The organism is Microbulbifer maximicatervae (SeqCode), from assembly GCF_052467825.1.
The window spans coordinates 7,501-34,110 of record NZ_CP174327.1; the positions used below are offsets into that span (position 1 = coordinate 7,501).

General features: G+C 48.1%; 23 protein-coding genes (1 of these 23 only partly in view). 4 read left to right on the forward strand and 19 right to left on the reverse strand.

Features of this window, described 5'->3' with window-relative positions; translation table 11 throughout:
• The 10 genes from ACJJII_RS00040 to ACJJII_RS00085 all read right to left on the reverse strand — a co-directional run.
• On the reverse strand, window positions 1–844 hold the 5' portion of the coding sequence (locus tag ACJJII_RS00040; RefSeq protein WP_413662880.1) for an aspartate kinase. It extends 389 nt beyond the left edge of the window; the window shows 844 of its 1,233 coding nt (coding positions 1–844); it begins with the start codon at window positions 842–844; its stop codon lies off the left edge, out of view.
• Window positions 845–976: 132 nt separating this feature from the next.
• Window positions 977–3,586 carry an alanine--tRNA ligase gene (gene alaS, locus ACJJII_RS00045; RefSeq protein WP_444917869.1) on the reverse strand — a complete coding sequence of 870 codons (2,610 nt, stop codon included), beginning with the start codon at window positions 3,584–3,586 and terminating at the stop codon, window positions 977–979.
• A gap of 72 nt (window positions 3,587–3,658) precedes the next feature.
• Window positions 3,659–4,006, reverse strand: a complete 348-nt coding sequence (locus tag ACJJII_RS00050; RefSeq protein WP_444917870.1) for a histidine triad nucleotide-binding protein — start codon at window positions 4,004–4,006, stop codon at window positions 3,659–3,661.
• A gap of 4 nt (window positions 4,007–4,010) precedes the next feature.
• A complete protein-coding gene (locus ACJJII_RS00055) occupies window positions 4,011–4,196 on the reverse strand; it encodes a Trm112 family protein (RefSeq protein WP_108734085.1) in 186 nt (61 codons plus the stop codon).
• Window positions 4,197–4,335: 139 nt separating this feature from the next.
• Window positions 4,336–5,169: an alpha/beta hydrolase gene (locus tag ACJJII_RS00060; protein ID WP_444917871.1), complete on the reverse strand. Its 834-nt coding sequence runs from the start codon at window positions 5,167–5,169 to the stop codon at window positions 4,336–4,338.
• A 39-nt stretch (window positions 5,170–5,208) separates the two neighbouring features.
• On the reverse strand, window positions 5,209–6,219 hold the full coding sequence (locus tag ACJJII_RS00065; RefSeq protein ID WP_444917872.1) for a class I fructose-bisphosphate aldolase: 1,011 nt from the start codon (window positions 6,217–6,219) through the stop codon (window positions 5,209–5,211).
• Window positions 6,220–6,267: 48 nt separating this feature from the next.
• A complete protein-coding gene (gene glpK / locus ACJJII_RS00070; RefSeq protein WP_444917873.1) occupies window positions 6,268–7,746 on the reverse strand; it encodes a glycerol kinase GlpK in 1,479 nt (492 codons plus the stop codon).
• Between the two features lie 99 nt (window positions 7,747–7,845).
• Window positions 7,846–8,331 (reverse strand): regulatory protein RecX, encoded by a 486-nt coding sequence (locus ACJJII_RS00075; protein WP_444911307.1) that lies wholly within the window; start codon window positions 8,329–8,331, stop codon window positions 7,846–7,848.
• The gene (recA, locus tag ACJJII_RS00080; RefSeq protein ID WP_108735301.1) at window positions 8,332–9,366 is read right to left on the reverse strand and encodes a recombinase RecA; all 1,035 of its coding nucleotides are present in this window, start codon (window positions 9,364–9,366) and stop codon (window positions 8,332–8,334) included. It lies immediately after the preceding gene.
• A gap of 174 nt (window positions 9,367–9,540) precedes the next feature.
• Window positions 9,541–10,053 (reverse strand): CinA family protein, encoded by a 513-nt coding sequence (locus tag ACJJII_RS00085; RefSeq protein ID WP_444917874.1) that lies wholly within the window; start codon window positions 10,051–10,053, stop codon window positions 9,541–9,543.
• Window positions 10,054–10,762: 709 nt separating this feature from the next.
• Here ACJJII_RS00085 and ACJJII_RS00090 point away from each other — a divergent pair.
• Both ACJJII_RS00090 and ACJJII_RS00095 read left to right on the forward strand, forming a co-directional pair.
• Window positions 10,763–12,811: a glycoside hydrolase family 16 protein gene (locus tag ACJJII_RS00090; protein ID WP_444917875.1), complete on the forward strand. Its 2,049-nt coding sequence runs from the start codon at window positions 10,763–10,765 to the stop codon at window positions 12,809–12,811.
• Window positions 12,812–13,329: 518 nt separating this feature from the next.
• Complete coding sequence (locus tag ACJJII_RS00095; protein WP_444917876.1) at window positions 13,330–16,062, forward strand: discoidin domain-containing protein; 2,733 nt, start codon at window positions 13,330–13,332, stop codon at window positions 16,060–16,062.
• A 162-nt stretch (window positions 16,063–16,224) separates the two neighbouring features.
• Here the strand turns inward: ACJJII_RS00095 and ACJJII_RS00100 are convergent, their stop codons facing one another.
• Window positions 16,225–16,659: a GNAT family N-acetyltransferase gene (locus tag ACJJII_RS00100; RefSeq protein WP_444917877.1), complete on the reverse strand. Its 435-nt coding sequence runs from the start codon at window positions 16,657–16,659 to the stop codon at window positions 16,225–16,227.
• A 31-nt stretch (window positions 16,660–16,690) separates the two neighbouring features.
• Here ACJJII_RS00100 and ACJJII_RS00105 point away from each other — a divergent pair, with 31 nt between their 5' ends.
• On the forward strand, window positions 16,691–17,296 hold the full coding sequence (locus tag ACJJII_RS00105; RefSeq protein ID WP_444917878.1) for a tRNA-uridine aminocarboxypropyltransferase: 606 nt from the start codon (window positions 16,691–16,693) through the stop codon (window positions 17,294–17,296).
• A 42-nt stretch (window positions 17,297–17,338) separates the two neighbouring features.
• Here ACJJII_RS00105 and ACJJII_RS00110 read toward each other — a convergent pair whose 3' ends face one another.
• Together ACJJII_RS00110 and ACJJII_RS00115 are read right to left on the reverse strand one after the other, a co-directional pair.
• Window positions 17,339–18,109, reverse strand: coding sequence for a sulfite exporter TauE/SafE family protein (locus ACJJII_RS00110; protein WP_444917879.1), 771 nt, complete (start codon window positions 18,107–18,109; stop codon window positions 17,339–17,341).
• Window positions 18,110–18,112: 3 nt separating this feature from the next.
• The gene (locus ACJJII_RS00115; protein WP_282933761.1) at window positions 18,113–18,901 is read right to left on the reverse strand and encodes a TauD/TfdA family dioxygenase; all 789 of its coding nucleotides are present in this window, start codon (window positions 18,899–18,901) and stop codon (window positions 18,113–18,115) included.
• 550 nt (window positions 18,902–19,451) lie between these two features.
• On the opposite strand from ACJJII_RS00115, the gene ACJJII_RS00120 reads away from it, so the two are divergent.
• Window positions 19,452–20,120: a FecR family protein gene (locus ACJJII_RS00120; protein ID WP_444917880.1), complete on the forward strand. Its 669-nt coding sequence runs from the start codon at window positions 19,452–19,454 to the stop codon at window positions 20,118–20,120.
• Window positions 20,121–20,390: 270 nt separating this feature from the next.
• Here the strand turns inward: ACJJII_RS00120 and ACJJII_RS00125 are convergent, their stop codons facing one another.
• The 6 genes from ACJJII_RS00125 to ACJJII_RS00150 all read right to left on the reverse strand — a co-directional run bounded on the left by ACJJII_RS00125 (window position 20,391) and on the right by ACJJII_RS00150 (window position 26,181).
• Entirely contained in the window at window positions 20,391–22,331 is a 1,941-nt protein-coding gene (locus ACJJII_RS00125) for a hypothetical protein (RefSeq protein WP_444917881.1), read from the reverse strand.
• A gap of 135 nt (window positions 22,332–22,466) precedes the next feature.
• Window positions 22,467–22,937: a macro domain-containing protein gene (locus ACJJII_RS00130; protein ID WP_444917882.1), complete on the reverse strand. Its 471-nt coding sequence runs from the start codon at window positions 22,935–22,937 to the stop codon at window positions 22,467–22,469.
• Window positions 22,938–23,130: 193 nt separating this feature from the next.
• Window positions 23,131–23,970, reverse strand: a complete 840-nt coding sequence (locus ACJJII_RS00135) for a GH12 family glycosyl hydrolase domain-containing protein (RefSeq protein ID WP_444917883.1) — start codon at window positions 23,968–23,970, stop codon at window positions 23,131–23,133.
• A gap of 660 nt (window positions 23,971–24,630) precedes the next feature.
• Entirely contained in the window at window positions 24,631–24,753 is a 123-nt protein-coding gene (locus ACJJII_RS00140; RefSeq protein WP_444917884.1) for a transposase, read from the reverse strand.
• 154 nt (window positions 24,754–24,907) lie between these two features.
• Window positions 24,908–25,654 carry an HNH endonuclease gene (locus tag ACJJII_RS00145; RefSeq protein ID WP_444917885.1) on the reverse strand — a complete coding sequence of 249 codons (747 nt, stop codon included), beginning with the start codon at window positions 25,652–25,654 and terminating at the stop codon, window positions 24,908–24,910.
• Window positions 25,655–25,704: 50 nt separating this feature from the next.
• Window positions 25,705–26,181, reverse strand: a complete 477-nt coding sequence (locus tag ACJJII_RS00150; RefSeq protein WP_444917886.1) for a hypothetical protein — start codon at window positions 26,179–26,181, stop codon at window positions 25,705–25,707.
• Between the last annotated feature and the right edge of the window lie 429 nt (window positions 26,182–26,610).

Sequence of the window (26,610 nt, forward strand, 5' to 3'; positions counted from 1 at the left end):
GGATTCGGCATGCAACCCCAGGGGTATCCGGCACTCCACGAATTGTCAGTTTTGCTTCATCGCGATTAAACGCGATACCGGATACAACTGGCTGTTCCATATCGTTATCTTCCTCATCCAGGCTAATCAGGGTTCCGTTACCCTCTTCAAAAGTTGAGAGTACGCGCAGGGGAACCTTGTATTTACCGGCGAACTCTACGGCGCGGATCTGCAGAACCTTGGAGCCAAGACTGGCCATTTCCAACATTTCTTCAAATGTGATTCGATCGAGTCTGCGTGCACTGTCGACCACTCGAGGGTCAGTGGTATAGACCCCGTCCACGTCGGTATAAATCTGGCACTCGGTAGCATCTAACGCCGCAGCTAACGCCACACCCGTCGTGTCAGACCCGCCGCGCCCAAGTGTGGTGATATTGCCGTCGTCATCCACCCCCTGAAAACCAGCCACAACTATGACTTTGCCTTCATCGAGATCGGTGCGCATTCGCTCCACATCGATACTTTGAATGCGAGCTTTGGTATGAGCATTATCCGTAAGAATTTTTACCTGCCCACCCGTGTAGGAACAGGCGTCATAACCACGCTTCTTCAGAGCCATGCTCAAAAGGGCAATTGTGACCTGCTCTCCTGTGGAAACCAGAACATCCAATTCTCTGGGATCTGGTTTTTCCTGGATTTGATAAGCGAGATCAATCAGGCGATTAGTTTCACCACTCATGGCAGACAAAACGACAACCATGTCATGTCCCTGAGCGCGAAACGCGGCGACTTTATCGGCCACAGCTTCAATTCGCTCAATTGAGCCAACTGAAGTCCCGCCATACTTCTGCACGAACAAACTCATAACTTACTGTGTTTCCTTAGCTCCACAATAAGTACGCTTCCTGCCCAACTCGTGCAGGCGCGCACTTAATCACCAAACCTCTGCGAAATCAACTCAACTACGAATTCAGACCACGAATTTGACAAAACTTAACTAGTTTAAGGATTGCTCAATCCAATTTGGCACTTCTTTCAGCATATTAGGGAGCGCGGACACATCGGTTCCACCACCCTGGGCCATGTCTTTTCGACCGCCACCCTTGCCGCCCAGTTTCCCGGCAGCAAAGCGCATAAGGTCACCCGCAGAAAGACGATCTGTCAGGTCTTGGGTCACTGCGGCAACCAAAGCCACCTTTTCGTCTCCCGGAGCCGCCAGCAGCACCACGCCACTGCCCAGCTTATTCTTCATTTGATCCGCCAGATCTCTCAGTGATTTGGGGTCAGCTCCATCAATAGAGGTTGCCAGCAACTTAAAGCCCGCCAACTCAATGGCCTGAGCGGAAAGGTCTCCGCCAGCACCACTGGCCAACTTGGTTTTTAACTGGGCAATCTCTTTTTCCAGTTTTCGATTGTTAAGCAGCAACTGTTCAACTTTGTCAGCCAAGGAGTCCGGACGCGCCTTAAGCAGAGTCGCTACATGCTCCAGACGCTGCTGCGCCTGATCAAACAAAGACATTGCGTGAGCGCCAGTAACCGCTTCGATTCGGCGCTGGCCGGAAGCAATACCGCTTTCCCCAACAATGCGAATCAAACCAATATCACCGGTGCGCTTCACGTGAGTACCGCCACACAACTCAACGGAAAAAGCCTTGTCATCGGTTTTGCCCATGGAAAGTACACGCACAGTATCGCCGTACTTTTCGCCAAACAGAGCCATAGCGCCCATCGCTTTTGCAGACTCAATATCGGTTTCGTGAGTTTCAACTGGGGTATTTGCGCGAATTTGACTATTAACCAGGGATTCAATCGCGTGCAGCTGCTTTGCCGTTACAGCTTCGGGGTGGGAGAAGTCAAAGCGCAGGCGCTCCGAGTCCACCAGGGAGCCCTTCTGGGTAACATGCTCGCCCAGCACTTTGCGCAAGGCGGCATGTAATAGATGGGTTGCAGAGTGATTCAGGGCGGTGGATTGACGAACATCTGCAGATACGACTGCCTCAAGGGTTTCGCCCACAGCGATGCCCCCCTTCAACACCTTACCAGTATGCAAATGGTGCGCGCTCTGCTTGGTGCAATCACGCACTTCAAAGCGGGCATCACTGGAACTCAAATAGCCACTATCACCTACCTGACCACCAGACTCTGCGTAGAAGGGTGTCCGATCCAGAACAATTGCACCCTCTTCACCTTCTTCCAGGCGTTCAACCTGCTCACCACCTTTAACGATGGCCAACACTTTGCCTGTTGCCTCGGTCGCGTTGTAACCGAGAAACTCTGTAGCCCCTTCCAGTTCGAGGACATCGGTATAGTCCTGTTTAAATTTACCGGCAGCGCGAGCTCTCTGGCGCTGGGCTTCCATAGCAGCTTCATATCCATCCATATCCAGGGATAGACCGCGCTCACGGGCAATATCCTGGGTTAAGTCTGTCGGGAAGCCGTAAGTATCATGCAGAGTAAATACCAACTCACCGGGGATCTCACTGCCTTCGAGGGAAGCCAGGGCGTCTTCTAGCAGCGCCATTCCCTTATCCAGAGTCTTCGCAAACTGCTCTTCCTCTTTGCGCAGCGCATTCTCAATCAGCTGCTGCTTTTCACGCAGCTCCGGGTATGCGTCACCCATCTGCTCGGCAAGCGCTTCTACCAGCTTGTAGAAGAAGATATCTTTGTGCCCAAGTTTGTGGCCATGGCGCACTGCGCGGCGAATAATGCGGCGAAGTACAAATCCACGGCCTTCGTTGGAAGGCATTACGCCATCGGCAATCAGGAATGAACAAGAGCGAATATGGTCGGCGATCACTCGCAGGGATTTCTCTTCCAGGTCGCTGCAGCCAACCACTTCTCCCGCCGCTTTCAGCAGCGCTTGGAACAAGTCAATTTCATAATTGGAGTGTACTCCCTGCATTACGGCGGCAATACGCTCCAGCCCCATGCCGGTATCCACTGAGGGCTTGGGCAGTGGGTGCAGTTCACCATCAGCGGTGCGCTCATACTGCATAAATACCAGGTTCCAGATCTCGATATAGCGATCGAGGTCGTCATTATCGGAACCGGGAGGGCCGCCGGGCACATCGGCACCGTGATCGTAGAAAATCTCAGAACTTGGACCGCAGGGACCAGTGTCACCCATCTGCCAGAAGTTATCCTCGTCGAGACGGGAGAAGCGCTCGGCACTCACTCCCATTTCCTTCAGCCAAATATCAGCGGCTTCATCATCGCTGATATGTACGGTTACCCAGAGACGCTCTTCCGGCAAGTTCAATACTTTGGTCAGGAACTCCCAGGCAAAGCGAATCGCTTCGCGCTTGAAGTAGTCGCCGAAGCTAAAGTTACCGAGCATTTCAAAAAACGTGTGGTGCCGTGCGGTGTAACCGACATTTTCAAGGTCGTTATGCTTGCCTCCTGCACGTACACAGCGCTGTGAACTGGTGGCGCGATTGTAGGAACGCTTTTCCTGCCCCAGGAAGGTGTCCTTAAACTGCACCATGCCGGCATTGGTGAATAACAGCGTCGGGTCATTGCCCGGAACCAGGGAGCTGGAGGGCACAATGGCATGGCCCTGCTCAGCAAAATAATTCAGAAAGGCGTCGCGAATCTGTGCGCTTTTCATCCGGCGTAATTCCACTTCGTTAGTTGAGTTTTATTTGATTGGCGTCAGTGACACGGTGTCACTTCTGTTCCACTACAGTGCCAGCCCCTGTTCGGGCATTCTTTTTTGGGCAAGCAGGTGAACATGCAGGTGAAAAACGGTTTGACCTGCGCTTCGACCGTTATTAACTACCAGTCGATAGCCCTCGAGCCCCAGCTTGCGCCCCAGTTCTGCCGCCAGCCACATAAGGTGGCCGAGCAGGGATTTATCTTCAGCCTGAGCAGCGGATAAATTCACTAGGGGTTTGCGTGGGATAATGAGGAGATGGGTCGGCGCTTGTGGCGCGCGATCCTCAATAACGACACATTGGTCGTCCTCGTAGATCATCTCAGCAGGGATATCTCCCGAGATAATTTGACTGAAAACGCTGGGTTCACCCATTGGTTTACTTTTCCAGCTTTTCCTCGGCTGTCAGCTGCCGCGCTTCAGATTCCAGCATTACCGGTATACCGTCCCGCACCGGATAGGCTAGACCGCTGGCCTTGCAGACCAACTCCTGAGTGTCCTCCCGGTATTCAAGCGGCGCTTTACTCACCGGACATACCAACAGGCTCAGCAACTTTTTATCCATGTTCCACCCCACTATTTTCCCTCGGTAATACTTCCGAGGGGCAAAAATGACCGCGTATCATACAATGCTTCATACGCTTTTACACGGTATTCGCCATAGCTTCTGCTGCGCCACCTGTTAGCTTTGCGCTTTTTTACCCTTATATGACAGAAGCAGTCTCTACTGAAACAGAATTGAGATGGCTAAGTAGCAGCTCCCGAGCTAAACGTCCCTCCTCTATTTCATTAAATACCTCGTGGTAAGACCTTGAGAAACAGTGCAACTGCTTGTTTTTTGACCCCACCTGACCAAACCACTTGCGACTGAGTTCCACATCGACAATATGGTCTGATTCCGGCAATAACAGAAGGCAAGGCATGGATATCCCATCCAACCGGCCAGATAAAAACTCCCGCTCCTGCAAAAAAGTCTTAAACCAGCGCAGAGAGATACTGTGATGTACAAGTTCATCACTGACATACTGCTTGACCACATCTGGACTACGAGATATCCACTGACTATTTATCTGGCTGGAAAGAGCCAACCCCGGAAGCCAGCGAGCCAAAAATAGCGCGAGCCATAGCAGAAGGCCTTTCGGCTCACTTTTACCGCGAAAACCCGGTGCGGAAAGATTTAAACTGTCGACAGATTTATATCGAATAGCACAGCCACAAGCGATAACAGCTCCCATACTGTGGCCAAGAAGGTGCATCCCAAGTCCGGGGTTTCCACTTTTTACCAAAGAGATAAATTCATTTAGATCCTCACTATAAAGTGCAAAATCCTCAATATCCCCGCGCTTCCCATCCGACAATCCATGGCCATAATGATCTAGGGCATAGACACTGTACCCTGCTCGATTGAGATCTTCTGCCAGCTCAATGTAACGCCCACTGTGCTCTCCCAACCCGTGGGATATAACCACCACACCCACAGCTTCTTCTACCCACCAGCGCCGGTAATACAGCGTCACTCCCCTGGTGACAAACTCCATTGCAATCTCCTTATTGATTATTATTTTGCTAGCTATTTGCTATTCCAGGGTTTCGCGGTACCTGCCCAGCATGGCCAAATGATTCATACGGGACCGTTTAAGTAGCGCTTCCTGGGCTGCTTCAACATTCTCCAGGCGCCCTTGCCAAGCAGCGAGTGCTGGCTCTTGAAGTGCGCGCCCATAGGAAAAGCTCAGCTGCCAGGGGCCACCACCTTGCTGATTCATTGCATTAAGATTGGCTGTGGCCTCTTCTGCCCCCTGCCCCCCGGAAAGAAAGTTAATTCCCGGCACTGCTGCGGGGACCGTTCGCCGCAAGCTGCGCAGGGTATATTCGGCCACCTGCTCAGGATCAGCCGTTTCCGCCTCCGCACCAGGGGTTACCATACTGGGCTTGAGCAACATCAGTTCCAGTATTACCCCGTGCTGGTGGAGAGCGTGGAACACAGAGTGCCAAACCCGCTCATTTACCGCCGCACTGCGCTCTATATCGTGCTCACCGTCCATCAGAACCTCTGGCTCGACAATAGGAACCACCCCTTCGGCCTGGCATACCGCTGCATAGCGGGCCAACATCTCAGCATTTGCGGTAAGCCCCAGGCCCGTGGGGTTGTGATGGCCTATAGGATAGATTTCACGCCACTTGGCGAAGCGAGCTCCTTGCTTTTTATATTGCTGCAATCGCTCAGATAATCCGTCCAGCCCGTAGGTGATCATATCCCCAGGCGCTCCAGGCAGAGGGCCCTTGCCCTTATCCACCTTAATGCCCGGCACTATCCCCTGTGACGCAGCGACTTGGGGCAAGGGCTGGCCCTCAGTATCTTTTTGCCCCAGAGTTTCCTCGAACAAAATAACGCCACTGATACATTCACCCAACCCCTTACAGGACAGCAGCGCAGCACGGTAGTCGCGCCGGTTTTTCTCAGTGGAATCCACTCCAATCGTGGCAAAGCGCTTGGCAATAGTGCCGCCACTCTCATCGGCAGCCAGGATGCCTCTTTGACCATCGACCAAAGTTGCTACAGTTTCCTCCAGCATATCGATATGTGACATCTCTACCCCTCCCTTAGGTTATTACGCTAAGAGGATAGGCGGTCCAGCCTAAAAAGCTTTACAGGCTTTTACCGCCCTCCGCCAACCAGTCAACAACTGCTCCCTCTCCGCCTGAGTCATTGCCGGCATAAAGTCCCGTTCAATTTCCTGCAAACACTCCGGTAATTCCTTTGGTCGCCAGGTTCCACTTCCAATACCAGCCAGCAACGCAGCACCAATAGCTGTGGACTCAATCTGCCGGGGCCGTTCAACACGCAAAGAGGAAACATCCGCCTGGAATTGCATCAGGAAATTATTCGCGCAAGCACCCCCATCCACACGCATATGGGTAATCGGCAAGCCCAGGGCCTGCTCCATCAAGCGGGCCAGCTCATCACTCTGGTAAGCTATAGATTCCAAAGTGGCACGCACCACCTCAGCTCGACCAGCCCCCCGACTCAAGCCACAAATAGTCCCCCGTGCCGATGGGTCCCAGTGCGGCGCACCCAGTCCACTAAATGCAGGCACAAGATAAACGCCACGGGTATGAGGAATACTCTGGGCGATAATTTCGGTATCCACCGCCTGCTGGATCATTCCCATCTCGTCCCGCAGCCACTGTATAGCGGAGCCCGCTGTGAAAACTGAACCCTCTACGGCATAGGCCGGATTACCCTGGGCATCACAGGCCACTGTAGCCAGCAACCCCTGGGGTAGCTCAGGGCGATCCTCGCCGGCAAAAGCCAGCATAAAGCAGCCAGTTCCGTAGGTGTTTTTTATACTACCGGGCTCGGTACAACCCTGGCCAAACAGTGCTGCCTGCTGATCCCCGGCAACACCACAAATCGGAGCCGATGTGCCGAGAAAAGCGTGGGGGTCTGTATCGGTAAAGTGGCCAGCCGACGGTAGAATTCTGGGAAGAATGGATTCAGGGCACTGGAAAAAATCCAGCAGCTCACTATCCCAGGCTTTATCTTTTATGTTGTACAGGAGGGTACGACTAGCATTGGTGTGATCGGTGAGATGGGCTTTGCCACCGCTCATTTTCCAGATCAACCAGCTATCTACGGTGCCGAAACACAGGTCGCCATTTTGAGCTCGGGTTAGTAAATCCGGGTTACGGCGGAACAGCCAAGTCAACTTACTTGCGGAAAAGTAAGCATCCAGCAATAGGCCACTGCGCTCTCGCAACCAATCAGACCTGCCGAGTTCCCCCAACTCCCGGCATACCTCCGCCGAGCGCCGGCACTGCCACACAATCGCAGGAAAAACCGGCTCGCCGGTATACCTATCCCAGACGATCGTGGTCTCGCGCTGGTTAGTAATTCCCACTGCGGTGATATCCGACGCGCGAACACCAGCGCGCTGGAGTGCTGCGGCACAGACCCGGAGAGTTACCGACCAAATCTCTTCCGCATCCTGCTCAACCCAGCCAGGCTGGGGATAACGATTGGGAATTTCCGAGTAACTGCGACCAATCAGGTGGCCCTTACTATCGAAGATAAAAGCTGTGGTACCAGTGGTGCCCTGGTCAATAGACAGGATCATAGGGTTCTCGCGCTTATTCTTTTAGTCTCTTTCTGTACCTGAAAAATGGCCGAAACCTATCGACCAGTCATTCAGGTAGTAGTCAGAGTATAAGCCCGATTAATTGCCGTCCAGCGCCCAGCTAATCGCGTCCGTGGGGAAGCCCCGGTAAGCCAGGTATCGCTGGCGCCGCGCTCGCTCCTTCATCCACTGATCCCGTGGAAGCTCTGCGCTCATAGGGGCCCGGTATTTTCTCTGAAGCATTTCCGCAGCTAACTCAAACCAATCCACTTCCAACTGATCCAGCGCCTGGGCAATTAGTTCACCGCGCACGCCGCGCTGCTGTAGCTCATGGCGAATACGCATCGGCCCCTGACCGCGCTGGACACGGGAGCGGGCAAAAACTTCGGCAAAGCGTTGATCGGATTGATAGTTGAGTTCGTGTAGGCGCTCAAAAAGCGTGTCGAAATCGGCGCTGGGGAATTTTGCCGCGAGCTTTTGCCTCAATTCATGGCGGGAGTGCTCGCGGCGGGTCAACAGCTCAAGCGCCGCGCTGAAAAGCGCTTGAGCTGGATCAGCGGAAAAATCCGCTTTTGAGTACGGCATTTACTCTTCCGGTAATTCCGCAGCCTCTTCAGGGGTCGCAGGCACTAAATCACCGAGCAGCTGCGCACGCAACTGACCTTCAATCTCGTTGCGAATGTCGGGGTTATCGCGCAGGAACTTGGTAGCGTTCGCCTTGCCCTGGCCAATCTTGTCGCCCTTGTAGCTGTACCAAGCCCCAGCTTTATCCACCAGTCCCATCTTCACGCCGTAATCGACGATTTCACCAATCATGTTAATGCCTTCGCCATACATGATCTGGAACTCGGTCTGCTTAAACGGAGGAGCTACCTTGTTCTTAACCACTTTCACTCGGGTTTCGTTACCGACCACCTCATCGCCATCTTTAACGGAGCCGATACGACGGATATCCAAGCGTACAGAAGAGTAGAACTTGAGGGCATTACCACCAGTGGTGGTTTCAGGGCTGCCGAACATAACACCGATCTTCATGCGGATCTGGTTGATAAAGATCGCCAGGGTGTTGGTGTTCTTGATATTACCAGTGAGCTTACGCAGAGCCTGGGACATCAAACGAGCCTGCAAGCCCACGTGGGAATCACCCATCTCACCTTCGATCTCAGCGCGCGGGGTCAGGGCCGCAACGGAGTCCACTACCAGCACATCAACGGCACCGGAGCGCACTAGCATATCGGCAACTTCCAGCGCCTGCTCACCGGTATCCGGCTGGGATACGATCAGCTCATCGACGTTAACACCCAGTTTTTCAGCGTAGATAGGGTCGAGGGCGTGCTCAGCATCCACGAAAGCACAAGTGCCACCATTGCGCTGGGCCTCGGCAATCACCTGCAAGGTGAGGGTGGTTTTACCGGAGGATTCTGGTCCATAGATTTCAACGATACGGCCACGCGGCAAGCCGCCTATACCCAGGGCCACATCCAAGCCGAGGGAGCCGGTGGAGATCGCAGGAATACGCTCGCGCTCCTTGTCTCCCATACGCATCACAGTGCCTTTACCGAACTGACGTTCAATCTGAGATAGCGCCGCTTTTAATGCCTTGTCTTTATTGGAATCCATGACCATTCCCGTATTTCTGAGCTGAATTGAGTGGTGGCAAGCTTAACGAAGGATTACTGTATAGGCAACCAGTAATTCCTCATACTGAGTACCAGCTTCAGGCTGAGCGAGCCACGCCTCAAAAAGAAGCCTAAAGCTGAGGCAAACGAACAAAGTTTGACCCGGCGGACAAGTTCAAACCGGGTGCTCACGGACAATCCTTAACATTCCCTTTAGCGCCTCAACGACCGTCTGCGATTGCACCTCTGCCCGGTTACCACTGAACAGAAAACACTTCGCATCAATCTGCACTGGCTCTTGCCCCTCCGCATGGGCCCAGGCAATCCAAACCGTACCTACCGGCTTCTCGGCAGTGCCACCATCAGGCCCCGCGATACCACTGACCGCAACGGCGAGATTGGCATCCATCATCGCCAGAACACCACAAGCCATCTGCCGGGCGACCGGCTCACTCACCGCCCCAAACTGCTTGAGATCATTGCTGTCGACACCCAGAACACCGTTCTTGATACGATTCGCATAGCTCACGATCGATCCATCAAACCAATTCGAAGCACCCGTTATAGAGGTAATAGCCGCCGCAATCGCACCACCGGTGCAAGATTCTGCTGACGTCACACGCCAATCTCTCTTTTCCAGCTCCCCGCCCAACTCTCTGGCAAGCTCAGTTATCTCTCTGTATTCCACCGTTTCTTCCTATTCAACCGCTCCTGGGCCACAACCAAATATTACAGCACAGAAGCGGGCTCTTATTCTGGGTGCCGACTTGCGGCAATCTTACAAATTCCATTTTAAGTAAACTGCCCCATACCGAATATACAACCGCCTCTCAGTGGTGAAGCCGCAACCCCCTTTAAAAACTCAATCCACGCCGGCTGCACACCGGCGCCGACACCAAAAGATAAATCTCACGCTGCCGAAGCGCTCGCAAGCGACGCCAACACTCTAGAAAATAAACTACCTATGGGAGCCGGGTTGCCAATTCTAATTTCCGCCGCCGGTCCACCTTCAAATTAGAATTTAAATTTTAAAAGGGGCCTTAATTCAGCAAATAATTTCAAGCGGGCAATCCAATAAGCAACAGCAAATTTAAAAATAAAAACGTAAACAATGTAAAAACACATTAATAGGCACTGGCTGATTCTAATTTTAAAGCAGAAAAATTTTGTATATGCGATAAGTTGGACCAGTCTCACGATAAAGGGCCCGGGCTTTCCCTATGCAACAATCGGCTTTTTGTTAGTCTGTTACTGCTGTACTGAATATATAAATATCACAATAAAAAAGCAGATAAATCCCCAAGCCCAACAAGCATTAATCATCGTGGCAGATCACCGCCATTATAAAAATACAATGAAGTTGGCACCCCCATAGATAATTAAAGAAAGACAAAATCATGAATTTAAAAAAATCAGCGATCGCGGCTGCTATTGTAGGCGCTTGTGTGTCCTCACTTGCCAATTCAAAAACTTTGGTCTGGGAAGATAATTTCGACGGCGACAGTATTGATAAGTCCGTTTGGACTTACGATGTGGGCAACTCAGGCTGGGGTAACAATGAGCTGCAAACCTACACCGATGATAGCGCCAATGCCTATGTCGAAGATGGCAACCTTATTATTCAAGCACTGCAAAACGACGACGGCAGTTTTACTTCTGCCCGCCTGAAATCCCTGGGTCGTATGACTTATAAATACGGCACCATTGAAGCCCGCATTAAATTACCCGACCTGGATGCCGGATTGTGGCCCGCCTTCTGGCAGCTGGGTGGCGACTACGGCCAAGTGGGCTGGCCCGCTTGCGGCGAACTGGATATTCTTGAGGCAGGCATGGCAGATGCGCTCAACGCCGGCACGGTCAACTCAGAGGTTTCTGGCGCTTTTCATTGGCAGTATGAATCCGATGAAGGTATAAACTACACAGCGGACTACGGCCTATCAAAAAATCTAGTTGACGATTTCGGCCTCAGCACAGACCTTACCGAGGACTACCATATTTTCGGCATGACCTGGACCCCGGACAGCATCATTATGTGGGTCGACGACGAAGCCAATGAAATCATCAGCTTCAACACTGAACCCGAGGATAGACCCGAGACGCTAGATGAATTCCGCCAGCACAACTTCCTGATTCTAAACCTGGCGGTAGGTGGCAAATTCCCGGGGATTTATGCCAATAGCGACGTCACTGCCCCCATGCCCGCCAAAATGTATGTGGACTATGTTCGCATCTACGATAACGACGACAGCAGCTACAGCACAGAAATCTCCCTGGCAAAAGACACTGCCAAAACAGGTGATATCGGCGTATTTTCCGAGGGCAGTAACCTCTCCGAATCCCTGGAGCTCGGCACCGATACCGAGCTGTATGTCTGGAACCAGAACAGCATGTCAGCTACTGTCAGCGCCGAAGCTGCCGAGGGTGATGAAGCCCTCGAGTTTGATATTACCGCTGGTGAATGGTTCGGTATGGGTTTCTGGATGCATTATGACCTAAACCTAATGAACTACGAAAACGGTCATCTCAATTTCAAAATGAAAACCACCAGCAGCCAGACTATCGGCATTGGTATTTCCAGTACTGGTGGCGGAGATGCCTGGGTAGATCTGGTGGATGGTGATGATACCTACAGCCTGGAGCGCGATGGCGAATGGCATCAGGTAAGTATCCCCCTGAGTAAATTGGGAGTGGACTTCAACACTATCAGTCAGGCGTTTATGATTCGAGGTGATGCCGCCTCTGAAGATTTTGTTCTGTCCATTGACGATATCTACTTTAGCGAAAGTGTTGAGAAAACAGCCCCGACCGGTGTCTTTTCTCTCTACACCGAAACTACAGAGGCCAATTCAACTTTCACACTGGGAACTGATGGCAACCTGTATATTTGGGGCGATACCCTGCTGGAGGCCACTCAAACCCCATTCGAAGGTGAAGAATCCCTCTCCTATTACTCCTCCGGGGCCGGCTGGTTTGGAATGGCATTTACTGCCGACAGCTACTACGATCTATCCGCTTTCGATAATGATACTGCAACGCTGAATTTCGCCCTGAAAACCAGCTCAGAAACCACCTTTAAGATTGGCATGAAGAGCGGTAGCGTCAGCGATATTGGCCAGCAGTGGATTGAATTTGCCAGCGGCTCCGATCCTTATGAATTCGCGCGGGATGGCGAGTGGCACCAGATATCAATCCCCGTTACTGATTTCAGTAGCGAGGTAGATATGTCAAATGTTATTCAGTTATTTGAACTACTGGGCGTCGATGGAGATATCAGCGATATTGAGATTGACGATATCTATTTCTCTGGCGGAAGCTCAGACAGCGATAGCAATGGCAACTGCCGTCCTCACTCCCATAAGTGCCACCCTCATCATAAAAGGCACAAGCATCGCCATGGGAACTGCATCCCGCCTGCACGATGCGCACAGGGACCCCGTAGACATTAAAAAAACAAGGGCGCCGCTAAATAGCAGCGCTCTTTTCTTTTTTACGTCACCCAATTTTTTCACCAGCATCAAAACCCGCCCTGTCTGCCGGCAGATATTATCTTTTAAAGATATGATCCTGTGTGAGGGGAAGCACAACAACAATAAATCCAGATTAAATTTGCTTGCACTTTTGCCCAACACAGAAAGATCAAAAACAGAATTCCCGCACAAAACATTTGCAAACAAAAACACAAAAAGGAATTTATTTTCTTGTAAAAAAATTACAAGAAAATAAATTTTCAAGCGTATGCGACAAACAGGACTACAACTACGACAAGGGGGCCAGATTCGCTTTCCTGTGGAACAATCGTTTTGCTAGGCTTTGCCCGTGACCAGCACCTGTTTTTCGCGTGAATTTCAGGCAATTACAATTTAAGTAATCTGCATTCATTAAATCCACAAGCAACATTTGACTGAGCCACACCATTCCTATCAGGCGTTTTATTCTTATAAATAATTAACAACGAAAGAAAATTATGATTATTAAAAAATCAGCGATAGCCGCAGCTATTGTCGGCACCTTTGTGTCCTCAATAGCCAATGCAAAAACTTTGGTCTGGGAAGATAATTTTGACGGAGACACTATCGACACCTCCGTCTGGACCTACGATGTTGGCAACTCCGGCTGGGGTAACAACGAGTTACAAAATTATACCGATGATAGCGACAACGCTTATGTCGAAGACGGTAACCTGATTATTCAGGCCGTACAGGAAAGTGACGGCAGTTTTACTTCTGCTCGCCTAAAGTCTCTCGGGCGTCTGTCCTACAAATACGGAACCATTGAAGCTCGAATTAAATTGCCGGATTTGGATGCGGGATTATGGCCAGCATTCTGGCAACTGGGTAGCGACTACGGTCAAGCCGGCTGGCCTGCCTGTGGCGAACTGGATATTCTCGAAGCGGGTATGGCCGAAGCGCTAGAAGCCGGCGTCGTAAATTCTGAAATTTCCGGAGCCTTCCACTGGTGGCACGAGTCCGACGACTACACCGGGCAAGCAGATTATGGTGTATCGCAAAACCTGGTTGAGGACTTCGGTTCCAGCTCCGACCTCACCGAGGATTACCATATCTTCGGTATGACCTGGACGCCCGATAGCATCGTTATGTGGGTGGATGACGAATCCAACCAAATCGCAGCTTTGACGGATACCAGTGATTCCGTATTCGATGAATTTCGCCAGCATAACTTTTTAATTCTCAACCTGGCAGTAGGTGGCATCTTCCCGCAGATCTATGACAACAGCGAGATCACTGCCCCAATGCCCGCGAAAATGTATGTTGACTACGTACGTATCTACGACAACGATGACAGCAGCTACAGCACCGAGCTCTCCCTGGCTACCGATACCGCAAAAAGCGGCAACCTGGGCGTGTTCGGGGACAGCAGCGATATTTCCGAATCCCTGACGTTTGGAACTGATATTGAGCTCTACGTCTGGAACAATATGGAAAGCCAATCCAGCGTCGACGAGAGTGATGCCCTGGAGTTCCAAATCGATACCGGCGAGTGGTATGGCATGGGTGTATGGATGCACTACGACCTGAATTTGATGAACTATCAAAATGGTCACCTGAACTTCCGCATGAAAACCACTAGCGAAGAGACTATCGGCATCGGTATCAACAGTACCAGCGGTGGTGAGTCCTGGGTGGACCTGAGCGTAGAAGGCGATACTTTTGGCCTGGAACGGGATGGGCAATGGCACGAGGTGAGTATCCCCCTGAGCAAATTTGGGGTGGACTACAACACCATTAGCCAGGCATTTATGGTACGCGGCGATGGACCGTCAGAAGCCTTTACCCTTTCCATTGACGATATTTACTTTAGTGAGAGCGTCGAAAAAACCACGCCAAGCGGCACCTTCTCCCTATACAGTGAAAACACCGAAGCCGACTCCAGTTTCGAACTGGGCACTGATGGCAATCTTTATATCTGGGGCGAAACCCTGATCGAGACTTCTCCTTCCCCCTACGAAGGCTCTGAATCCCTGTCCTACACCTCCGCAGGTGCTGGCTGGTTTGGTATGGCTTTCACTGCTGACTATTACTACGACATGTCAGCCTTCGACAACGATACCGCCACGCTCAATTTTGCTTTGAAAAGCAGCTCCACCACGACCTTTAAGATCGGCATGAAGAGCGGCAGCATTGAGGATGTAGAACAAAAGTGGATTGACTTTGCCAATGGCGCCGATCCCTACGGTTTCGCACGGGATGGCCAGTGGCACCAGATCTCTATCCCCGTAAGCGACTTCAGTGACGAAGTAGACATGTCTAACGTGGTTCAACTATTCGAGCTTCTAGGCGTAGATGGAGAAATCAGCGATATCGAGATCGACAATATCTACTTCTCCGGTGGTATTGGCGGCAACGATGACTCCGGTGACGATTCCGATAGTGGAGGCGAGGAGGGCGACAGCGAAGACTCTGGCGATAGCGGTGAAGCTGGCAGCCAGGACCTGATTGCACAGGCTACCGTCACCGCCAGCAACGAAATCCAGCCAATCGCAAATGCAGTTGATGGCAACAGCAGCACCCGCTGGGAAAGCGCCCATGGCGGTGACTCAGTATGGGTACTACTGGACCTGGGTGAGGCAGAAGCTCTGAACACCCTGACAATCGACTGGGAAACAGCCAACGCTGCGACCTATACGGTACAAGGCAGTAACGACACTATTTCCTGGACCACACTGGCCAGCTTTAGTGGTGGTAGCGCTGGAGAGAGAACCGATGAGCACTCCCTGAGTGGAAGCTATCGATATGTGCGCCTGTACTTCACTGAGCGCAGCACAAGCTATGGCTACTCCATCTGGGAACTGGGCTTAACTGGTGGCGACGGTCAGGCTTCAAGTATCTCTGCGACCTCTGAACTGCAAAGTGCTGAACTGGCAATCGACGGAGATAGCAATACCCGCTGGGAGAGCGCCCACGGTGTAGACAATGTCAGCCTGACTTATGACTTGGGCTCTGTACAGTCCATTGGCACCCTCAATATCGACTGGGAAACGGCCAATGCGGCTGCCTACACTCTGCTCGGCAGTACCGATGGCAGCAACTGGACAACTGTTGAGTCATTTTCTGGAATGGGAACCGGTGAACGCACCGACGCAATCACCGTAGAGGGAAACTACCGTTACCTGAAGATTGACTGCATCGAACGCAATACCGTGTACGGCTACTCCATTTGGGAAATTAGCACTTACTAATAGCAGCTGGTAGTAGCAACTCGGGCAGCACTTTTACAGTGCTGCCCTACCTATAATTTGTCCCCGAAAGAACTAAAATTCCAAAGCTAGAGGTACTACACACCTTTTCACAGTAATTCTTTCTAATTCAAAGCCAACCTGAAAATAATAACCTTCCCAAGGCTAACGGTAGACCATCGCCAGAATCGAGCGCCCCTGCTTCACGTAACCGCGGAATAAATCCCCAACAGGGCCAATTAACTCATTCACTTCAATCCTCTCAAACCCCAAAGAGCAGTAAAAAGGCTCTAAGTGGTCGTAGGGAAATGTATAGGTGTCACTATCAAAACGTTCAGCAAGGAGCGTCAGCAGCTGCCTTGCAACACCCTGTCCTTGATGATCTGGTGCAACAGCAACTCCGGCCAGGAGCTTAAAGTTCTCATAGCGCCGCAAATAACCGCAGGCAATCACCTCCCCCCGTTCGCCGCGTACTATCCCGCAGTCCTCATGGCGTTTGGCTTTGCCACGAAATCCATACATGCGATAAAATTTGTTCGCTAGCGGAATCTCTATATCTGCCAGCCACTGAACACTATTAGAAGGCTGCGTTTTCGCCATAAACCTGCCCCTGTACCCTTGAAGTAGAAAAATGCCCAGAGAGACCTGTAGCACCTGCCTGCGCCCCCCCAATGTCTGCTACTGCAGTGCGTTGGTGAGCCTGGCTAATACCATAAAAGTGGTGATCATACAGCACCCACATGAAGAGAAGCACCCGTTCAATACCGGGCGTATGGCGAACCTGTGTTTAAATAACAGTGAAATGCTTATTTCTGAAACTCTTCCTAATCAACAGCTGGAAAGGCTACTCGATACACCCAGCGCTCTACTCTATCCGTCACTATCATGGCTACCCCAAACACCCCTATTAGCTGAAGGGAATAATACCCCTAGCCACCAGAATCAGCTGGAAAAGATTGAACAGCTAATTGTTATTGATGCGACTTGGAAAAAATCTAAAAAGATTCTTCACCTGAACCCCAAGCTACAACAACTTCCAAGAATCAATCTCAGTGGGGACTTGAAATCCAACTACACTATTCGGAAAACCACCGTTGCGGATGGTCTGTCAACCATTGAAAGTATTGCCTTGGCTATGACTCAACTTGAAGATAAAAATGAGTATTCCAAGCTTCTGCAACCATTTGAAAAGATGATTAGCCTGCAACAGCAGAGCTATTCAGTAGAGCCGGCTTAGGGCATTTGGCTATCACAGTCAGTGAGGCCTCAAGCAGAGAACCTAAACAATCACACCACCAGGAAATATCAAATTAGAAATCCCCTGATAGGTCAGCACACACATAAAAATTGATAAGGCATATCGAATAATTGATCGATATCGCTCTTCATCAATCCTCGATTGAAGCTTAAATCCGATAATTAGTCCAAAATATGCAAATACGGTAATTGCAGATAGCGACATCAACTCCAAATCATCAAAACTCAAGTAAACTGAAAGCACAGAAAGCTGTATCAGCTTGCCAATCAAAAAACAAATATTGGAAATAAGGATTACTTCCTTTGAAGACTTGGCAACTTCCAATAAGTAAATCATCAGTAGAGGCGCAATCGCATTAGTCGCGCCACCAATCACCCCAGCCAAGCCGCCCATAATGACAGGAAAAAGTACTGGCCGACTAGAGAATTTGGACAGATAACCCCTTAAACGATTGGAAAACAGGTAAATCAAGATTGATACTGCCAGTAACAACTTGAGAATATCCGGATTTGCCCAGGTTAACAGCCATGTTCCGGTAAGGCTTCCAAGAGACACCAACAATATTACTAAACTATATTTGGGAAAATTAATCCTATAATCTCGACACTTATAAAGACTGGATATAATTACCAAAAGCGACGGCAGGATGGTTAACACTACTGCCGTTTTCAAATCATAAGCAAGTGCCAGAATAGGCGTCGCAAGCATTGGGAAACCAAATCCCAATGCTCCGTGAGCCATACCTGCTACCAGAATAAGCAACAACCCAACTATAACTATCTCTATGACCACCCGTTAAGCAACCCTCGATATAGCAGGCATATTAAAACGTATTCGTTTAAGGTGCCTTTTCCTATCCTTAATTCCTGTTCTTGCGTGAAGGTATCGTCGATTATCCAATAACAATATCTGATTATTATTCAACCTAACCTTAAACATATTATGTGGCAACGATATTTTTAGCTCCAGCTCACGTAAAGCATCAAGCTCATCTGATGAGCAATACTCACGCTCGATAATATCATACCTGTATCTGAAACCATGGCTCTCATCAATTAAGGATGCCTCTATAAACTCAGACGACTTGCGAAACTCTTCAGGAACACGCAGTTTAAACTTACTACTTGAAAGCACCTGGAAAGTTTTATCGGAGAGGCTCTCGATTATCCTGTCGGCACAGACAAGAATATTTTCTCCACCTCCATGCATATCAGCGTGCACAACGAAGAGACCAAAGTAGCCAGGCATCTCCGATTCAAAAGCACCGTCATTGTGCAAGAAGAATTCTCTATCACTATGAGATATAGCCAATGCCTCATCGCCTGTCTCACCACCAATCCTCACATCCCAAACCGTTCGCCCCATAGAATCATGCTCATGTACCAACCCAATGGTATTGACAATATCCTCCATCACTTCAGCAGAATCATCAGAAAATTTTAGATGGATAAGCGCAATCCCCTTTTTAAACAAGGCTATCTTATAACTTTCATACTCTATGTCCGAACAGGACCCAAGTTCAAAGCAGCAGTAACTTGGGACTCTAAGTGGCATGGCATGCGATGAAAAATAGAGTGACGACATTTTCAGCTCCCTTGATGAACAATTCCTTTACGATTCCCACAATATGAACTTCTACCCACAAGATAAAAGGAGCAATCTTTATGCCAAATATCACACATGTACCAAACTCATACGCCTCCAACTTTAGTCCCTGATGGCGTTTAAAGCTCTTTTACATCGAAATAGTAAGTGTCCCCGTGGAAACTCTCTGAATCGCCTATCACAAAGTAACCCAGGCCCCCTAATAAGCCCCCTGTTTTTTTCACAAAACAGCAACAATCCCCGGTTCAGGCCAAGATAACCTACCTCCAAACAGATAAAATTTATCGTAGTACGGAAAAACCACAACGAAATATCTTTACCATTTAATAAAATCACAACAAATCCCCCTTAAAAAAGAAAAGAAAGCGTCGCAAGATAAGAGCCAGTATCGGAGACAAGCATGCCCTATTAATTCTCCAATTAGGTGGAATAATAAAAAGTCAGGCGCAAACAATAAAATATATAAAGCGAACTAAGGTCCCAGTTATAAGGACCAATTCTGCATTCGAGCCAAGCCGAGGGGAAAAGTATGGAAGATTTAAAGACACGGGAGCCATTTAAATGCCGTTACCAAACAGCTCCCAAGGAAATATCTAAACAAACCCTCCCCGATGGCAGCCATATAAAGTTGAGCGCCACAACTAAAGTACTCGTCAATTATTCAGAGACACGCAGACGCATACGTCTATTAAATGGGGAGGCCCAAATAAGTATTTGTAAAGAGGTAACCTGGCCATTTATAGTAGAATCACGACAAGCATTGATCCGTACACATAAAGCCACTTTCAATATTGACCAGCGATATGGAGTAACAGAAGTCACTGTTCTCGAAGGGAATATCACTGTCAGCCCGATAAAACAAAATAAAAATCGCGCCGAAATAAAGAAAGGGGAGATGCTCAAAGTAACTGAGCACAACACCGGTGCAATCAAAGATTTTGAGGTTTCCAGCTATAAGGATTGGGGAAGTGGATTTACAAAGGCTGATAACATCAGATTAACAGAACTCCTAATATCGCTAAATCGCTTTACAAATACCCCGCTTGTGACGAAAGACCAGAGCACTAGTAGACTACTTGTTAGTGGGGTTTATGACCTGAATCATATAGAAGATACCGTCCTCTGTCTGAGCAAATCTTATAACCTGAAAGTCACAAAAGAAGAGTCTCACACAGTGTTAGAGCTGCTTCCAGAATAATAACCTAGCTTGTTAAATACCAACAAAAGTCGTCTTGTGTATCTAACAATAAAGATAAAACAGTACTTTTCTGTAATTCTACCAGCAAATACGGTCAATCTTAGGGGCTCAGTATTACTAAAAATACGTAATTTGCTAGCCTAGTACCCTCAGCTGGCAAGGGGTACCAGGAATTCTCTTTCTGGTCCAGAGACTCCGAACCTTGCCAGTTTTTTTTATCACTTTGACTCAAAGTAAGTGACAGTAGAACCAAAGAAAAGACAGTAAATCCTACTCAACCATGTCCTTATCTTCTTGCCTCAAATAACCAGCCGCATTTTCATCTTGAGCTAATTGTCCCTGTTCTGTCATTGGCAGAGCACGACTTTGCTGATTAATAGCATGAATATTCGAAGTGTTTTCCAAGTCTCTACTGCTTGTAATGGAGGCAATAGACTCTCTATCTTTCAAGAAACTAATTACGTCATCCCTGATTTCAGATAAGTCGCGTTCAGACTTATGCATTTCAAGTATATGCCTTGGATACTCCAAGTTTCTCATGCCAGAAGCCGCAAATGTACTGGAGACAACCCTGGTTACAATCACCCAAGGCGTAATCGAACTTCTGACAAGCACATTTTCAGAACGAGTACTGTCATGTATTCCAGTGCCCGTTGAGATCTTAGACTCAGTGAACGTCCCCTCGCATTTAAAATACACCAATAGTGATTCAAACTGCATCTCAGCAAAGAAGATATGTGCCGCATTGACCAACAATCGAGCAAATGTATTAAGAATAAATCCTATCAAAAGTAGGTGAATTAGCGTCATACAGAGAGCACCGCCTGCTGAAATATACTGTTCTAGCAGAGCTAAGCGGCCAGCTTCCCCCCCTAAGGCGCCAAACTCCTGCTTAATGGCTGTAATAGATTCCGGCTGAAAGAAGTGAATAACATCAATCAAAGAGTATGCCAGCCAAATAGCTAGCGTAGTAACAACGATATAGAGCGCATTACCTGCGAAAAGACTAATATCGCGAATCAGCTTGAATTCATCACCCAAATCAACAGGACGAACGGTAGGTTGTACTTCCTGGATCATTTCCCCATTGAATGAACCTTTACCATCCACTTGCTCTTCAAGTTTTGGATCAAGCTCTCTGTAAATACGATTGGGCACTTCCTTATAACGACGATTTGCCATCACAAGGTTATCCAAGTTTATAAAGATTTCCTTCGGGTGAACCGATTCCTGCCAGTTATCCCTTAATTCAGAAACCTCAGTGACCGGGTTTGCAATTTCGCTTCTAAAGCGCAGCATATAGACAACAGCGAAACTACAAGCAGCGCCTACAAATATAACCCCAAGAATATACAAGAACGGGCTAAAGCTCGGTAAAGCCTCAGTCAATACACCGGACACACTGATTATGTCATCTAGGGAAGTGGTACCTTCCCCCTTAAAAGCCTCAACGCCTAAACTTAACCCCAATCCTAGCAACAGAGGCACCACAATCGAGAATAATATCGTTTTTGCAATACTTCCCCCCGTAAGGCTCGCTACACTTTTCTGGGCTTCCCGTGAAATACCTTTACTCGCAGAGTGCCATACAATCAATGTATAAAGTAAAGCGATGGCAGAGTACATCGGGAATAGCTTTTCTCCCATATCACCAGCAAAACCACTGAGACAAATAAAAGCGACAATGACATAAGAGAGCAAGACAGTTAATGTACTTACCCATGCGCCAAACTGTGCCTGAGCCATATTTCGAATGGGGTATGGCATATAAAGCAATTTAGGGAAGATACTGTGTAATACCCGAGCCAAGAAGCCCTTAGGCTCTAGAAAGGTTGGATTCTTACGGCCAACTAACATCTCCTCTAAGCCGGAAGCGGTATAAGCCACTTCATTTTTCTCTTCTGATGCCGTACTCGTTTCAGATTTAGAATGGTTAAAAGCTAATGATACCGGATGATTTCGACCAACAAAGAAGCGCAATAAGGCCAAAATGCCGCCTGATAGAGCCCTTATACCGCCGACCAGCAGGATTGCCCCCACTACGACAAGCACCCAACCACTTACGGGGTCCGACTTCACTTGGCCAGCAGCGATAAACAGCAAGATTAGGGCAACAATGAACTGAACTCCCCCCCTAATTGCGGTAACCCGGCCTTCTTTCTTAAAAGGGTTCTTCAGGCCCAAATCAATCGAGCCGTAATCAAACGCCATAGAGTATCCCCTTAGTACTGGTACTTATGCCTAAAGCCTTAATCTGCTAAAAGAAGATGTACTTCTCAACTCAATGCAGCTTAAGGCTTTCCTGACTGTTTTTCACTCACTTTCTATAAAGATACTTGCTATGCACTAGCACGCTAATTGCAGCCCTCTATATGTTGCATGTGTTTCTGTATAACTGGGTATTCTTGAAGGCTTGGATAAGGAGTTATAGGCTGCTCGCATATGGCCTGCACAACGCCTAGTCGATAAGATACCTATACCTTTTCCCAGGCCAGAACATAGAATTGAGTTAATTCTCTCCGGGGAGTTTGATCGGTTAAATAGCTGCACAGAGTTTAAGATTGCTCGAAAAGCGTAATATGCATTTAGCGTATTGGAAAAATCTTCCGGCACGCGCATAGTTGGAGATGATATTAAATATGGCCAATTTTCATGGGAGGTAGGTACTACTACTGCTGATCCTACCGGAAGTTCGCCATGAAAGTCGTATTTGATCCGTTCTTGCACCCGATCCTCTACTTTAAAACCGAGCCTATCCCTAATTGGTAGATCCAACCCACTATCCATAATTCCGAAGCTATTGACAGGGCTAACCATTGCATCAGCTGACTGGGAAAAGAAATCACCCTCGATAACGTCTACAATTTCAACATCTTCAAATACTTCACTCTAAGCTTCCACAAGCTCCTTGGATTTATCAGTTAAATAGATTTTATCTGGCAGCATAAGTATCTCGATCTTCAAAAGAGAAGAAGCGTATAGCAATATATAATCAACAGTATCTACAAACTCACAATTCTCTAACTTGATAATCAACTGTAAAATCTTTTACCCATGTAATTCCAGAGCCACTCATAACTTCATTCCCAAGTTCTATGTCGGCAATAAATAGCTCCCTGGGAATTAAACTATTTCGAACTGCGTAATTTAGCAGTTCCAAACCAGGAATAGTGGCAATCATGGAAGGTTTCTTGGCCCTAAATGATACATACACCCAATTATTATCATTTACTCCTGACATATCCTTCCAATTCTTATGGTACCAAACCTCCCATACTGCATCATTAATTGATACCTCACTATGTTTTATCCCTGCAGGATTGAAATGTCCCTCAGTAAAATATGTCCAGATCATAATTTCAGCAGCTATTACTGAACGATTTGGTTTACGCCCCCTATAAGCTTCAGAAATTAACCACATCGTCGTAGCCGTATTATAATCTCCACTCGACTTGCTTTCTGTATGATGTGAAATATCAAGATTCGCCAGACTGGATATCTTTAAGGGGAATGTATCATCAAACTTAGGTTCTGGCGCCCAGGGGGAAGATCCTATTTTTATTTGTGGCTGGGAGTAAATTACCCGTCGACCCAAAGGCCAAGACCATGACCAACCAAATTGCAACTCCCCCTCTACCAGTCGGTTCTCCAAGCATTGGGACCAAGGGTCATTTTCTGCAGCATATTTATTCCAGACGTTATTAGTCAAGATACCCAGCTTGGTAGGTACATTATGAAAATTTTCACAGCTGATAGTTGTAGTTTCTGGTTTTACCCAACCAGAACCATTACTAACTTTAGTAACACAAGAGGCAGTCATAATAATAAAAAAACACAATATAAATCTCAAAATTTCGCTCCCCAGAAGTTACAAAATAGCATTTTAACTCTTAAACTACTCAATTCTTTATTATTGGTAAAAAATAAGATATTTACCTTCCAATATTAGCTCCAACATTCATATTTGCGGCAACTGGTACATAACGTATGTTGTCCAGCTGCAATAGAGGAAAACAATATACGTTTATATATTTATTCTTGCCTAACTCTAATTTTGAAAACCCGTTCCACTCATGGATAAATTGAGCCGCATCTTCGGCGGCCACCGAAGGCCTTGTATGCCAAATTTCGCTACTGAGCCGGCTTATAAAGACCGTAAACAAGTATGAATGTGACAGACACTCACTAGGCATAACCCGAATAGCAAAGCACATAAGGTAGCAACCGCCCCGCCATCGATAATAATCCGATCTTGAAACTTTTAAACACCGACACATCAAGCTAACCGGGAATGCCCCTAAATGCTCTTGTATCAGTGCGTACTTTACTCTTGGTGGTTCGCAAAGTACGCAGCTATCTTTTTAAGATACTCAGCCTCTTGACGAGCTTCATGCAGCTCCTTCTTGCGCTTGCGAACTTCAGCGCGTTCCTGTTTGGAATAGTCGACACCATCTAAACTATTGAACTGCTTATCAGACAGTCGATTAAATTGATGATGCCAGTTGTAGATCTACTGTGCGCTGACTCCTAGCTCTCGCGCCACAGAAGCCGTTGTTGCTCCAGGCTTTTCCGCTCTCTTAACTGCTTCTCTGCGGAACTCCTCCGTATACACCTGAGCTCTTTTCTTACCCATGACACACCTCCGTGTTAGGCCTAAACCTAACTATACAGGGTGTCTACTAAACGTGGGGAAGTCTTATTGCTAACGCCCTGTTAAGCGGCCAAAGCAAGCGTGGTAAAGTGAGCGATAGCGAACCACGCTTGCTTTGGTCCGCTTCAACAGTTTGTTATGTGCGATTTCTGGAAACAATTTTTTTCAACTCATTAACTGTTAGAGCAGGTTCAGTTCGATGAAGCATCGCATGACAATTAGGGCAAACTGGAATCAGGTCTTTCACTGGATCAATGAAATATTCTGTTTGTATTTCACTAATTGGTATTATGTGATGAACGTGAATATATTTTTTCCCTATATCTCCATATTTTTCTTCAAAATCAAACTCACACACCTGACATAAATATCCGTGAAATTCTAAGCAAGCCTTTCTGGCCTCGCCATTTCGTTCATATGCATTTATAGCTATTTTTGTGACACTACCTTCAGCATATTTTTGCTGGGTTGGAATTTCTTCTGGAATCCTATTTGGAACTTTCTCATCAGAGGCATACCACGCACCTTCTAATTTAATAAGTTCTTTTGGGGTAGCTTTAGCAGTGAAGCCACCTATTTTAGCTGGTCCAGATCCATCAATATCCTTATTTGCATCAGAATACTTCATCGGAAAAGTTAACAACTTATAACCTTCCTCTTCTATCAGCCTTATATGCTCTCTTGATTGCTTATACCCAAGAGCTTTTTTACCATCATGTTTAATTTTCCATTTCTCACAAAGAATTAAAGACATATTTCCGTCATTATGTATGTCCCAAGCGCCAAATATAACTGTCTTTTCATTTTCATTTATAAAAGACCAGCTCCAATTCCAGTTCTTACACGTTGCCCCTAGTGATTCTATAAATTTCTTTCTATTCATATTTCATTATTCCGGCACACAGCACATAACGCTTTTAACAGGGGCGCAGTTTACTGCGTCCCTTGCCTAAACTTGTTAGGGGCGGTCAGCCAGAATGCTAATGCACCCACGAGGCCGCACACCCCAAGAAAAAGAACTCCCTGCGTAAACTGAAGCCAGCCAGCTATTGTGGGCACACCATCTACCATTGTTTGCACACCGTTTACGGAAGCGCTTGTTTTAAGCTCAGGATACTTCAGAGGCCATGTGAAAATTGCCATTGGGATTGCAGCCAAAGAAAAACCAACAACCAAAGTCGACCACCAGCGAACCAACCGAAACTTACGCAAAAGAAAATAGGCAGGTAGCCCGAGTAACAACACAAATGCACCAGACACAAAGAAGCAAATCACAGCAAAATTTCCTGTGCGAACCCAGATATATGGATCATCCGCCTCAAATATCTGAAATTGCCCATACAGATACCATATGACCATCAGTAAGGCAGGAGATGCCGCTGCTGATATGAACGCGAGCAATAGTTTCATAAGCTCCCTAACGCCGCTAGCAAGGGCAGCCGAAGCAACGCGTAGGCTGTCCAGCCCAGCCCCGAAGGGGTTGGGCGAGCTTGCCTAGCCTGGTTATGGCTGGCGCACTCGGAACCGACTACTAGCACTTTGCCAGCCATAGTTTGGCTGGCTGCTGCCCAATATTTACGAGGGAAGAATACCGCACTTTCCCCAACCAATTCCTATCTTACTGGCACTCCGCGAAATTGCAGCGGACTGTCCCTTTATACAGCACCTGAGCGGACTCTCTAGGAGCGAAACTACCTGAATAACAACCAAAAAAATTGCTCAATACCGGGTGCTATTTAATGGCACGAAATCTTCAGTTACCACGAAAAATCAATAAAACCGACCGCCACAATAACGCTTGCCGCACGGGCCGGAGGTGCGAAGCACCGAAGGTCCAGC